We start from the raw sequence: 11,613 nt of genomic DNA on the forward strand, positions 1-11,613 counted from the left end.
TTGAGGGAGACGTTAATTAAGTGCTTAAATGATGGAGGAATAAGGCATTTCATCGGCCCTGTTTGGTCCACTGACGGAGTTTACAGGGAGACATTGGGCAAGTTCCGCAGGTTCAGGGATAATGGCGTTTTAGCTGTGGACATGGAGACATCAGCAATTTTCGCTGTTGCAAAATATAGAAATATTGAAGCAGCTTCAGCTCAGGTCATCTCAGATATTTTAACAGAGAAGGGATGGCTTCAAGCCTTTTATGAAAAATCAGTTAAAGAAAGCATGGAAGTTCTGCTAAAAGCTGCCTTGGAAACTCTTTCAAAGAGCTGAAACCGAAGCTATTGGTTTCGTTACCTTTCAGAAGATAGAGGAATTTCACAGGTTCAAGATGAAGTATGAATGACTGGAGAGGAGGTTCGGCCTCAAGCCCAGATGATCAAAAATTTATGTACCCGGCATATCGTTTATGCTATCCCTCAGCATCGGATTTAATCCTGACTTGTGGACCTTGGAATCAGTCTGCAGAAGGACCGTAGAAAACAAAAGAGGAAAGGTGGATATCTACATATTCTACTTCGCCGTTCAGTTTCTCCCATTCCATGTATGGGATTACGAGCCTGTCATCGTATATGAAAGTGAAGATGAGGTAACCTGCCTTTATGATGCTCTCCACTACTACATAGGATGCTCAAAAAAGCCGGAGCTTGTGATAAGCTATCCATGGAGGTCTTTTTATGAAGGATCCACTGAAGAGAAGGTTGAGCTGGATAAAATGCCGCAAAGAGAACTTACGGATGAACTCATAAAGGTCTGGAGATCCAGAGATCACAACCCGTTCTCCGTGGATGAGATATTCCTAGAGGATCCTTGGAAAGCATTGGATGACTTCAGGAAGGGGGAAAGGGTGAAATTTGGGGAAGAGCAAGAGAGAAAGATAATATCACTTGAGCTTCCTGAATATAGGGATGTTGAAGCTCTATACAACAATCTATCTCTTGCATTGGAGACAAACGAAATAATAAGGGGATTTAAGTGGCCTGGAGTTCTGGCAGAGTATGTCCTGTCATCAAGCATAGAAAAGGAGAGCCTCCAGTCCTTCCTAGCGAGAAAATGCATTGCTGAACGTGTGGTGCTAGAAATGGAGAATCTGGCAAGAATCGAGGAAGAGCTAAGATCAATCTACAGCAAAGCGAGAGAAACATCCTGAAAGCTGTATCTCAGAGAAGTTGGGCAGCTCTCTTAACCACGGGATCAGTAAACTTGTTCTCATCATCTATGATTGAGTGTTTTCTCAAGCCCTGAAGCACTTCATGTAACACTCTGTCGCTCAGCTCCACCCCCTCATAGTTCTCAAGAGCCCTTTTCAACCTCCCCCACTCTGTTATACCTTCGGCAAGCAGCTTTAAAACCACCCTATACCTCCTGCTCACCCTCCTTGCAAGAAAGGACTCGAGCTCTCTTTTCGCCAGCCCTACAGCCTCATTCATCACGCTCTCAAAGTTATCTCTGCCGCTCACCTTCAGATAGCCGTAGTAGGTGAGCCATCCGATGATTCCATCAAGCTCCTCAACAGCCCTCTCCACCTCACTTCCCACTTTAACTCCCGTTTCTTCAAATCCCCTGTTTAGAAAGTCCAGCGACTCCTCCCTCGAGAGCTTTCGGGTTTTAACCTCCAGATAAGCCCTGCCGTAAAGAGGGTTCTCAGGATTCTCTAAAATACCATAAAGCACTCCCATCTCCGAGCCCGTTACCACAAACGAGAGATTTCTGTGGAAGTCATAGGAATGCGCTATTGCACCATGGAGGGATGCTCCAACGGGGCCCTGAGACCTCTGAAACTCATCAAAAACCACGATAACCTTTTCCCCAGTTTTTTCCCCAACCTCATCAAGCACACCAAAGAGCTCTCCTAAAAGGGGCCTCTTCTCGGGCAGCCAGTTAACAGAAACCTCAAAGCCGAGCACCGACACTCCTCTTAATCTAGAAACAAGCTTGAGAAATATCTCCCTTACTTTACCCCATCTTGAGGCCCTTTCAACAAACTCGCTGAAGCTTCTCGAAATCAAGGAGTAGAGCTCCCTCCAGGAGGCAAACCCCTCCCTGAGATCGATAAATACATAGGGCTTATCGCTCTCATTCAAGGCTGTAAGCACAAGGGAGGTCTTTCCAGTCCTCCTTAGCCCGGAAACCACCGTCAACGGTTCTCCCAAATACCTAGATAACGTCTTTAGTTCCTCCTCGAAGTCATACAGATCCCTTCTTGACGCCTTCGGTCTTGGATCGAACAGCAACTTCCGCACCGAAAGTAACTTCCGCAGCGGAAGTAATAAACCTTATTTTCGAACAATCAAAACACAAAGGAATACAATCATAAAAGAGACATATTAACTTTCTTCGACTACATAAAGCGAATCTCCAATCTTTCCGATGCAGACATTAAAAAAGAAGCAAGGAACCTGCCAGAGGTCAATTTACAGCAGATCGTGCTTCTCGAGAAAGCTTGTGGAGTTAGTTTGAATACCAGTAACTATCTAGGAAAAATTAAATAATGAGGACCATCAATGTAGCATTACAAAGTTGGATGGAGAGAGGAAAGGTTATTCTTCCAAAGGATATAAGGGAGAAGGTGAACATAAAAGAGGAAGGTTGAGGGGAGCATCATGATAGGAAAAGCAGAGGATCCATTTAAGCTGCTGGAAAAGTTGCTTGGCGATCTTTCCTTTGACAGAAGCCTGAGAAAAGTTGCAGAAATGCAGGCGATGAAGGAGATCTCGGATGATGAATATCCTGCTTGGAATTTCTCCTTAGATTAACTCCCAAAAATTAATTTTATAGCCCCTTTAAAGCAATTTTCGGGCTATTCTCTCGGCTATATCGAACACAAGTTCCGGAGCTTTTCGAAAATCAATTCCTCTTTTAATTAGGTCGTTGATGTGCTTGTCGGTGAACCGATTCAATGTAAACTCAATTACATTATATTCTCTCTCATCCATCTTTTTAACACTGAGAGTTATTCCGCTGTCCCATGAAACAATAGAACTTTCAAAGGACTCCCTGAGCAATCCCATCAGCACACCATCGTCCTCAATTCTCCTCCTAAGAACATCATCCATCTTCACCTCTATACCTGCAAACACTCTGTCCAATCTCCCCTTGGTTTTCGCCTTGATCCTCCCCTTGACATAATTCCTGTACGGGAAATATATGTTCACAAATCCCACATAACCCTCCGCATCGCTATATCCATCAGTGATCTGGCCACCTGTTAAGGAGCAGTTCCTGCACGTAAATGATGAGGAAATCCATAGATTTCCCAGCAGAAGAGATGCAAGAAAACCCCTTTTCTCAAATTCAACCTTGATGCCCATCTTAGATAAAGCCTCCACTATGGGGACATTCGGAAGCCTTCGGAGGATTCTCTCCGAGATTTTCAGGCTTTTTATGTAATCCGTTCTTTTAACAGCCAACCTCAGTGGAAAGTAATCTGAGTAGGAGATGCACTTTACTATTGAGCCGTATATAAAATATCTCTCAGGCTGCTCTATTACCTCATTCAATTCGGAAAGGGACATTCATGCCCCCTTCAGCCTGGAATCCAAAGCTTTTAAATTTTCTGCCTTTTCCCCTGCTTTCCTAGGTTTATCCAAAGAGTTAAATTGCAGCACGAAAACTGAGCAAAGTCGAACAATCCAAATCTTTAAATAAAACTAGGTCCCTCTTGATGTATGACCTACTGGCTCTGCATAACGACGGAGGAGAACTGGAAGATTATAAAGGAGAAAAATATATGGGGAGTTCCTGAGAGGCATAAGAACACGATATCTAGGGTTAAGCCAGGCGATCTTCTCCTTATCTACGTGAAGCAGAGAAGTGTGGGAAAGGAGGTTGAGGGGCCTAAGATAGTAGCACTATATGAGGCAGCTTCGGAGGTTTTCAGGGATTCCTCGAGGATATTCAGGCCTCCTCCAAAAATGGGAAGCGAGACATTCCCGCTGAGGATAAAGCTGAAGCCTGTCAAGATATTCGAGAAACCTGTTGAATTCAAGAAGCTGATACCGAAATTGAAATTTATAGAGAACAAGAAAAAGTGGACTGGTCATCTGATGGGAAAGGCAATGAGGGAAATTCCGGAGGAGGACTTTAAACTGATAACTGGTTAAAAGAAAAAATAAAAAGAAAAAGCAAGATTTCCAAAAAAATCCTTCAGCGCTATCCTCTTAGCTTTACTGTGACCTCATATCCTCCCAGCACTTCCACTTTGAGGACAAGCCTGTCTGGACTCTCTTCTTTCGGAATCTGGAACAGGATATCTCCCTCTATAAATGTCCCTGGAGCTACGGAGGCTGTCATATCTAGGTACTTACAGAGCACAGCACTAGACTTTATGCTTTCGTTCGGTTCATAAATCCAGTCTAAGTTTATCGCATAAATTTTTTCATAGCTCTTGCCGGCATTGGAAACAAGGACAAGGGACCAAATGGGATTAGTGCGAGTCTCCTTTCCAACATTTTTTACCGAGATTCCAACAAGTACTATTTTCTGCCCCTCTTTTGCTCCATAGTAACTACTATCCACCCTTATATAAGCTGTCTCCTTTACCTCCTTCACTGTTATCTCCCAATCCCCTGCCTTTATTGGCTCATTTATCTTAGCTGTTAAATTCCTTGTCTTCACAGCCTCAGAGATAGCATAGGTTCCTGCATGCACTGTTGCTGTGACAAGTAGAGAACCCAGCCCTGCTATTACGAGCAGAACTCCTAGCACTAGAGGCAAAGTTTTCTTCTCCCTTTTTGCTATCATGTATGCTCCTATTCCAATTCCAAGCAGACAAAGGATATATCCAAGACCGGCTGAAACGAAGAAGGCTATTGGAAACGCGAAGAAGACGAATATTATTCCCAAGAGGAAGAGGACTATTGCCTTTAGGGCCCCCATCCTCCTCCCCCCGAATTCTGCTGTAAAAGCTGTATAAAAATTTTTGGAAGAAGATATTCAATGAATTCTTCCTTAAGCTAGAATTAAATTATTTAATTTAACACTAAGTTCAACTGTGGAATTTGCCACGTATTTAGAATGGCTTGTGAATGTGATCAAGAACATGATAGAATCGCAACACCTTATAAATCAAGCAAAATATCTCAAGCATGAGGCGAGAGGTTTGAAGACATCGTCGGATCTGAAGAGGCTGATAGATTCCTTGGAGAGGAAGTGCGGAATAACTCTTCCAAGAGAGGTCACAGAGGTCTATCTTGACAGGGATCACAACCTTCTGTTCATAAGGTTCAGCAAGTCAGATGAGCAGGAGGTTGGAGAGCCTCTCTGCACGAGAACCTTGGTAACCCTTTTCACAGAGGAGAAGACCGGAAAAGTAACAGCCCTTGAGATAATAGGTATAAGCGATCTTCTTGAGGAGTTAAGCAATGAAAGTTCTGAATGACCAAGAAAAAGACTAAAAATCGCTTTTTTATTGCAGACAGCGGAGGAATACATTTAGATGAGAGCCCGATGAATCTTCTGAGAATATATTCCCTATAGCTCTTCTAATATTTATTTAAGATTTTGTTTATCCAAAATTTTAAAAGAGATAAGAAGCGCATTACTTCTCATTCTTTTGAGTGAGATCAGACTTCTGAGAGAGGGCTTTAGCCGAGAGTTTATTGCCAGCAACAATAATTGGGTTTTTCTCAAGCTTCTCAAGTCTATCTTCAACTTCCTGCATCCACCTACCAATTTTATAGAAAAGTGTGAGAAGCGTGATTAGGGTGACTATCGAGCCCAGATTCGGGAGGATGATACTCCAAATCTCAGCCATCAGCGTATCCCTACCTAGGGAATGTAACAGATGTCTATTTATATTTTTGCACTCAAATCTGATAAGAAAGCATAAAGAGAACTTAATCGAAAACTTGATACAATTGGTATCTAAGGGAGAGTTAGAAGCTACTTTTTGGCTTCTTGAAGGAGCCACTTCCATAGGGGTACTAAAAATATCTTGCAGTTCCCTACCTTTTCCTCCCCCTCTGCATCCCATGTCACTATAGTTGCCTCATCAACTCCCAGTTCCCTTGCTGCCTCAGCCACCTTTCCTGTATGTTTCTCCCAGTCCTCAAGGGCCACCTCAACCACAATTCTTTCCCTCATTGTGACAAAATCCACCTCCTTGCCAGCTTTAGTTACATAATAGCACGGCTCATATCCCCTCCTGACCAGCTCCAAAAAAACTAAATTTTCAGCCCTTCTCCCTCTGTCCATCGGCTTCTCCAGAAGTGTGGCTATCCCAGGATCCACAAGATATATCTTCTTGGGTGATGCCATAGCCTCTCTTTCGGAATAAGTGAACCTTTTAACAGGAAATAGCAGGTTTGCCTGCCTCATGTACTCCACATAGCTCATCACCGTCTTCACATCAACGTTGACGCCCGCAGCCCTCATGGCCTTGCGAAGCGAGTGCCATGTTACAGGACATGAATAGCTTGATATTGCCAGACGGGCAAGCTCCAGGAAAACAGCGGTCTCCCTTATCCTGTGCCTCTCCATCACATCTCTGTAGAACATCGTCTCAAGAAGGGAAACTAATTTCTCCCTGCTTCTGTAGATCCACACCTCAGGAAATCCTCCCCATGTCATATAATCACTAAGCAATGCCTTGATAGCACCCCTCTCCCTGAAGGTTGTTATGTCAATTTTCTCCTTAGAAGAAACCTCACGGAAAGAGAATGGCAAAAGGAGAACTGATGTGTAGCGCCCTCTCAGCCTGCTAGGTATCTCAGAGGACTGAAGGGCGGAGGAGGATCCTGTCACATACAAAAAGAAGTCCTTCACATCGTGGAGCCAGCGAAGCTTGCTGTCCCAGTTCTCCCATTCCTGAACTTCATCCAGAAACAGATGGATCTCACCTCTCGGATATTCCTCCCTAGCCATCTCAGCCAGCTTTCTGGCATCAATCCTTCTTATCTGAAGTTCATCGAAGGAAATGTAGAGGGCCTGCTTTCCTGAGTCCAGCAGGTTTTTAACGGATTTTAACATCAAAAAAGTCTTTCCGGCTCTTCTTGGTCCAACTAGCGCCACTATATCCCTGCTGGTGGGAAGTTTTACATCTCTTGGCACCTCCTTCACATACTGAAGTGCACCCAGATACTCCTCAGTTATCTCCCTCAGGAATCCCATGTGGAATATAAATCCACAGATACTTATAAAGTCTGTGGAATTGCAGGCAACAGTATAATAAAAGGAAAGTGAATGGCAATGTCATTCATCTGAACAACTTAATTAAAGCTTAAATAATAATGAGCTCAAAATAGGGATATGTGCGAGCTTCTGGGGATGTCCTTTAATCTGCCCGTAAACCCTCGTATCTCGTTTAGGGGATTCCGTCTCAGAGGAAAATATAATCGGGATGGCTGGGGCCTAGCTTTCTACCCTGATGAATCAGCCCAGATTTTCAAGGAGCCTATAAAAGCAGGGGAAAGTGCTCTTTCAGAGTTTCTGAAGAATTATACAGAGATAAGATCGAAGATCTTCATCGGACATGTGAGATACGCATCTAGGGGAGGAATATCCCACAAAAACACCCATCCATTTAGCAGGGAGCTTTTTGGGAGGGAATATGTGTTCGCTCACAATGGGAATCTTGAATACAAAGATCTGGAGCTGGGATCCTTCAAGCCGATAGGAGAAACCGATTCAGAGCATGCTTTCTGCCATCTGCTTCACTGCATAAAGCAAAGGAAGGTAGTTGACTGGAAAGAGGAGGACTTTGAGTGGCTTGCAGAGAAACTGATTGAGATAAACAAATATGGAAGTTTTAACTGCATATTCTCCGATGGAACGCATCTTTTCTGCTATTCAGATAAAAATGGATACAATAACCTGCGCTTTGTCCACAGAAAGCCTCCATATGGAAAAATAAAGCTTCTGGATGATGACTGGGATATAGAACTTGATAAAGATAATTTCATAGACCTGTCGAAGGAGAAGGAACCGGAGCAGACAGGCTACATAATCGCAACCAGAGAGCTGACTGATGAGAAGTGGCTAAAATTTGAACCAGGAGAGTTAATTGTATTCAAAGACGGCAGGATTATCTACTCAAACAAAAGACCGAGTGAAGGCATGGAGATGGATGTCCTAATAGCTATCAGGAGAAGTCCCCATAGGATAAGCCTCAGGGAGATATCAAACAAAACAGGAAGGTCGATGGAAGAGGTAACAAGAGCAGTTCGCTCTTTGCTGAAAAAGAAATACATAAGACAGGATAGGAGGGATGTTGTGGAGTGGTATGAGGAGAGCGCAACATTCTACACAGAGCCATCGAGAAGAAGGGAGATAGATGAGCTGATGAGCTCCTATTCAGGGGACTAGCTGGGCTGCGTCGAACTTTATAATAAAGAAAATAAAATATTTATACAAAAAGAGGTTCAATATTATTTATCCAATATTACAATTTTGTAAGAGTATTGTTGATAGTATCTAAGTATTTATCTAAGATTGTTATGAGGTTTGAACGTAAGTTTTCTAATTGTTGCGCCCCAAAGGAGTACAGTTGAATGTATTTTCCCGAGGACTTATAGACCATCTTTACCGCTATCTGCGCTTCCTTTATACCCTCATCAGTCCAGAAAGTAAAAGTATTATCCCCTCCAAAGTCCTTTACTCTGATTACAAGTCCGAGAACATCATATTCAAACGTACCTAGAGGATATAGATCCTTTACGCTCCAAGTAACAGACATCGACGAGCCAAAAATAGATTTTGTGTTGTATGTAAGTGATCGATTCACTAAGCAGGCACCAGGACGAGAGGTTAGTGGCTTTTCGTCTTTTTGGCATTGGAAAGAGGAGGGATAATAGTAATAATAGGGATATATTTCTATTTCGTAGGATGGATCCGTTATCCAGAATTCCCAGAAGTTTTTAGCCGGTTTCGGCACCTGTTCTATGGAGATTTCCACAGTCTCACAAGGATAGGGCGGGGATGGTAGTTCATATTTAAGGACATCACCTTCTACAACTTTTTTATAATCATTTAAGACTACTTCTGGTGAAGGATTCCTAAATACAGATAAAATATTCTCGATTTTTTCATTAACCGTCGCCTTTAACTTTATTAGTTGATCTTTTTCTCTATTGAGAATATTCTTAAGATGATCAATATCACATTTTCCTTTAGTAATGCCTTCCCAGCAATTCGCTTCTTCATCATAGAGATCTGCGGCTTTATTCATCTCCTCGGCAACAGCTTTCAGATCGCTTTTAAGAGGTTCGTTTGTCCAGATCACATACCAGAAGTTTACATCTGCTGATTCCATAAAAGCATAAGCTGTCACAGTGGATATCTTACCCAAGGCATCTGCCGTGTCTATAACACCATTAGGATCAATAATTTTCAGTAAAAAGTCTTTTAATGCTTTTTTAGAGGCCTCCTCTACATTTTCCGGTGGTTTTCCAAGAAACTCCCCTAAATTCCTTAAATCGCTGGCAAACTGATCTAAATACTTTCTAGGATCTGTCTTTTTATCTATAAATTCTGCTAGGCTCCTAAAGAAAGCGGATTTTCCTCTTGCTAGTTCGGACAGCTTTTCAGCACCCTCCTTAGGAATCTCCTCTTTTTGCTTAGCTTTCACTTCAAGCGTCTCAGTTACCCATTTAGACCATGCTCCCTTGTCATCCTTCACCCTGAAGTATATCGTATATTTTCCTGGAGGAAGGGATGTGCTGAAGGAGCATGAGCTGCTCAGCACCCTTCCATCAGCCCTCCAATCGCACTCAGCTATCTTCCCATCTGGATCGTATCCATGCCCGCTGAAGGATATTGTTTGGCCCTCATATGCTGGATTGGGGGATATAGAATCTATGTACGCAGTTGGAGGCTTGTTCTCAGCCTCAACTTTCACGCTCAGGGTTTTTGTCGTTGACAGGCCATCTGATTGATATGCTGTCACCGTTATCGTGTACGTGCCAGCACTGCTGTATGTGTGAGTTGCTGGGAAGCAGTGATCCTCACTGTTTCCATCACCCCAATCCCAATGGAAGCAGTGAGGCGCAATCCCGGTGATGCTTGCGCCCTCATATCCAGGGGTAGCAACTCCGTTTATAGTGACCGTTAAACCGCTTATCTGGGGCTCAAAGAGCGTGAGAGTTGGAGGCAGAGTTTCAGACAAAATTTGAGCCTCTAAATCTAAGGGATAGTTTAGATTTGATGTAAGTACTTCACTTATCCCGCTTCTCAAATCAACTTTATAGATCTTGCCGCCAAAATTGACAGAGACATAAGCATAATCATCTACTACAACTATTCCGACAATGTTATAATCAGGTATTTCTGCAATTTTGCTTACATCACCATTCTCAGAGAACTTATAGATGGAGCTAGGACCGCATACATAATAGTAACCATTTGAATATGTTATAGCTCCTAACCATACTTCTGGTATTTTGCTCATATCTTTAAAAATAGTTTTTTTGTAAGTCATTAAATCGATCTGTATAATATGTTTATTTCCATCCTCAGAAATTATAAGTTTATTATTAATGACTATTCCATCAAGATTCTGCAGATGATTATCAGGAGCCTCTAGAATATCTACCTTCGTTATAAAATTTCCTAAGGAATCTATGAAGTATACTTTGTCATTCTCGTTATCTAACAAGGCTATTCTTTCATCAGGTAAAACAACGAAAGTTATAAAATATGAAACAGAAGAAGGTATATTAATATTTTTCAGAAAAACTCCTTCAGTAGTGTAGACCGAGATATATCCCGGATATTGGTTCATATAGATTCTGTTTCCTAGAATCTCTAAAGAATAGCCTGATCTAACGTGTTCAAGGATCTGTTTAGAACCGTTTAAGAACACTCTTATAACACCATCCCTAGTGGATGTATAGAGGATTAACTGATGAGATACAGACTCTGCCTTAACTATTTGAACATTAAACGCCGGTGTCAGAATGCTTATTAGAGTAAGTGCCAAGATAATTCCAGAAAATCTCATTTCCTCTCTAGTAATCCTTCTTTCGAATCTAGAATATAAAGTTTCAGTTTTATATCCCTGCAGTAGATTTTAGTCTCTACCAAATTTCAGGAATTACTGGCTAGAATATCAGCAATAAATATAGTTTAAATATCCTTCTCATCAAACCATCTTCTTTCTCTCTCCATGTATGGCGCGCACATTTGGAGGGTCTCTGGAGGTTCAGATGGGAGCCCAAGGAGAGGACAAGGAAAAGCGAGATATCAAGGAAATTTTAGCTCTTTAGAACGGATAAATTCATAGCTTCTGGAATTTCAAGTTCTGGTATTCAAGAGATGATGTTCTGATTATCTAGACCTCATCATTGCCCTTATCTTCGGCTCAAAAACATGCCAGAGCCAGTCAGCAAATTCAGCTAGGTTCTTTGTCTGGATAAGGACATCACCAGGGCCAATGATCTCCACAACAAGGCCTTCTCCGCTCAACACAAACTCCTTCAACCCACCTATTCTTCTAACTTTGTAAGAACATGTGTCGGAGAAGCTGACTAAATGGAAGTTGTCAACTATGAGGCTCTCCCCTGCCGATAGATGATGCCTATCTATTGCTCCAAATGTGTTTATGAATAAATTCCCCCTTCCTGATGTCTT

General features: G+C 42.3%; 13 protein-coding genes. 6 read left to right on the forward strand and 7 right to left on the reverse strand.

Features of this window, described 5'->3' with window-relative positions; translation table 11 throughout:
- Together D6D85_RS10050 and D6D85_RS10055 are read left to right on the forward strand one after the other, a co-directional pair.
- Positions 1-321: phosphorylase family protein (locus D6D85_RS10050; RefSeq protein WP_161969819.1), on the forward strand; the 321-nt coding region annotated here is incomplete at its 5' end.
- Positions 322-490: 169 nt separating this feature from the next.
- Positions 491-1,198 (forward strand): hypothetical protein, encoded by a 708-nt coding sequence (locus D6D85_RS10055; RefSeq protein WP_125671912.1) that lies wholly within the window; start codon positions 491-493, stop codon positions 1,196-1,198.
- Positions 1,199-1,208: 10 nt separating this feature from the next.
- On the opposite strand, the gene D6D85_RS10060 is transcribed toward D6D85_RS10055, so the two are convergent.
- A complete protein-coding gene (locus D6D85_RS10060; protein WP_237558819.1) occupies positions 1,209-2,291 on the reverse strand; it encodes an AAA family ATPase in 1,083 nt (360 codons plus the stop codon).
- 360 nt (positions 2,292-2,651) lie between these two features.
- Here D6D85_RS10060 and D6D85_RS16385 point away from each other — a divergent pair, with 360 nt between their 5' ends.
- A complete protein-coding gene (locus tag D6D85_RS16385; protein ID WP_161969820.1) occupies positions 2,652-2,804 on the forward strand; it encodes a hypothetical protein in 153 nt (50 codons plus the stop codon).
- A gap of 27 nt (positions 2,805-2,831) precedes the next feature.
- On the opposite strand, the gene D6D85_RS10065 is transcribed toward D6D85_RS16385, so the two are convergent.
- A complete protein-coding gene (locus tag D6D85_RS10065; RefSeq protein WP_125671913.1) occupies positions 2,832-3,563 on the reverse strand; it encodes a hypothetical protein in 732 nt (243 codons plus the stop codon).
- A gap of 153 nt (positions 3,564-3,716) precedes the next feature.
- Here D6D85_RS10065 and D6D85_RS10070 point away from each other — a divergent pair, with 153 nt between their 5' ends.
- Positions 3,717-4,151 (forward strand): EVE domain-containing protein, encoded by a 435-nt coding sequence (locus tag D6D85_RS10070; RefSeq protein WP_125671914.1) that lies wholly within the window; start codon positions 3,717-3,719, stop codon positions 4,149-4,151.
- Positions 4,152-4,200: 49 nt separating this feature from the next.
- Here D6D85_RS10070 and D6D85_RS10075 read toward each other — a convergent pair whose 3' ends face one another.
- Complete coding sequence (locus D6D85_RS10075; protein ID WP_125671915.1) at positions 4,201-4,926, reverse strand: DUF4352 domain-containing protein; 726 nt, start codon at positions 4,924-4,926, stop codon at positions 4,201-4,203.
- Between the two features lie 223 nt (positions 4,927-5,149).
- On the opposite strand from D6D85_RS10075, the gene D6D85_RS10080 reads away from it, so the two are divergent.
- Positions 5,150-5,428, forward strand: a complete 279-nt coding sequence (locus tag D6D85_RS10080; RefSeq protein WP_125671916.1) for a hypothetical protein — start codon at positions 5,150-5,152, stop codon at positions 5,426-5,428.
- Positions 5,429-5,587: 159 nt separating this feature from the next.
- On the opposite strand, the gene D6D85_RS10085 is transcribed toward D6D85_RS10080, so the two are convergent.
- A complete protein-coding gene (locus tag D6D85_RS10085; protein ID WP_125671917.1) occupies positions 5,588-5,803 on the reverse strand; it encodes a hypothetical protein in 216 nt (71 codons plus the stop codon).
- Positions 5,804-5,931: 128 nt separating this feature from the next.
- Positions 5,932-7,158, reverse strand: coding sequence for an ATP-binding protein (locus tag D6D85_RS10090; RefSeq protein WP_125671918.1), 1,227 nt, complete (start codon positions 7,156-7,158; stop codon positions 5,932-5,934).
- Positions 7,159-7,296: 138 nt separating this feature from the next.
- Between D6D85_RS10090 and D6D85_RS10095 the strand changes: the two genes are divergently transcribed.
- On the forward strand, positions 7,297-8,352 hold the full coding sequence (locus D6D85_RS10095) for a class II glutamine amidotransferase (protein WP_125671919.1): 1,056 nt from the start codon (positions 7,297-7,299) through the stop codon (positions 8,350-8,352).
- A 76-nt stretch (positions 8,353-8,428) separates the two neighbouring features.
- On the opposite strand, the gene D6D85_RS10100 is transcribed toward D6D85_RS10095, so the two are convergent.
- Positions 8,429-10,984, reverse strand: coding sequence for a PKD domain-containing protein (locus D6D85_RS10100; protein WP_125671920.1), 2,556 nt, complete (start codon positions 10,982-10,984; stop codon positions 8,429-8,431).
- A 326-nt stretch (positions 10,985-11,310) separates the two neighbouring features.
- Positions 11,311-11,613 (reverse strand): AIM24 family protein (locus D6D85_RS10105; protein ID WP_133308310.1); only part of this gene is annotated, 303 nt, incomplete at its 5' end.

Source organism: Candidatus Methanodesulfokora washburnensis (genome assembly GCF_003947435.1).
Lineage (GTDB): Archaea > Korarchaeota > Korarchaeia > Korarchaeales > Korarchaeaceae > Methanodesulfokora > Methanodesulfokora washburnensis.

Bases quoted from the DNA above. Each gene is read 5' to 3' on its own strand.
- D6D85_RS16385 (WP_161969820.1), top strand. From the start codon at position 2,652: ATGATAGGAAAAGCAGAGGATCCATTTAAGCTGCTGGAAAAGTTGCTT.
- D6D85_RS10090 (WP_125671918.1), bottom strand. From the start codon at position 7,158: ATGGGATTCCTGAGGGAGATAACTGAGGAGTATCTGGGTGCACTTCAG.
- D6D85_RS10070 (WP_125671914.1), top strand. From the start codon at position 3,717: ATGACCTACTGGCTCTGCATAACGACGGAGGAGAACTGGAAGATTATA.
- D6D85_RS10100 (WP_125671920.1), bottom strand. From the start codon at position 10,984: ATGAGATTTTCTGGAATTATCTTGGCACTTACTCTAATAAGCATTCTG.
- D6D85_RS10095 (WP_125671919.1), top strand. From the start codon at position 7,297: ATGTGCGAGCTTCTGGGGATGTCCTTTAATCTGCCCGTAAACCCTCGT.
- D6D85_RS10085 (WP_125671917.1), bottom strand. From the start codon at position 5,803: ATGGCTGAGATTTGGAGTATCATCCTCCCGAATCTGGGCTCGATAGTC.
- D6D85_RS10075 (WP_125671915.1), bottom strand. From the start codon at position 4,926: ATGGGGGCCCTAAAGGCAATAGTCCTCTTCCTCTTGGGAATAATATTC.
- D6D85_RS10065 (WP_125671913.1), bottom strand. From the start codon at position 3,563: ATGTCCCTTTCCGAATTGAATGAGGTAATAGAGCAGCCTGAGAGATAT.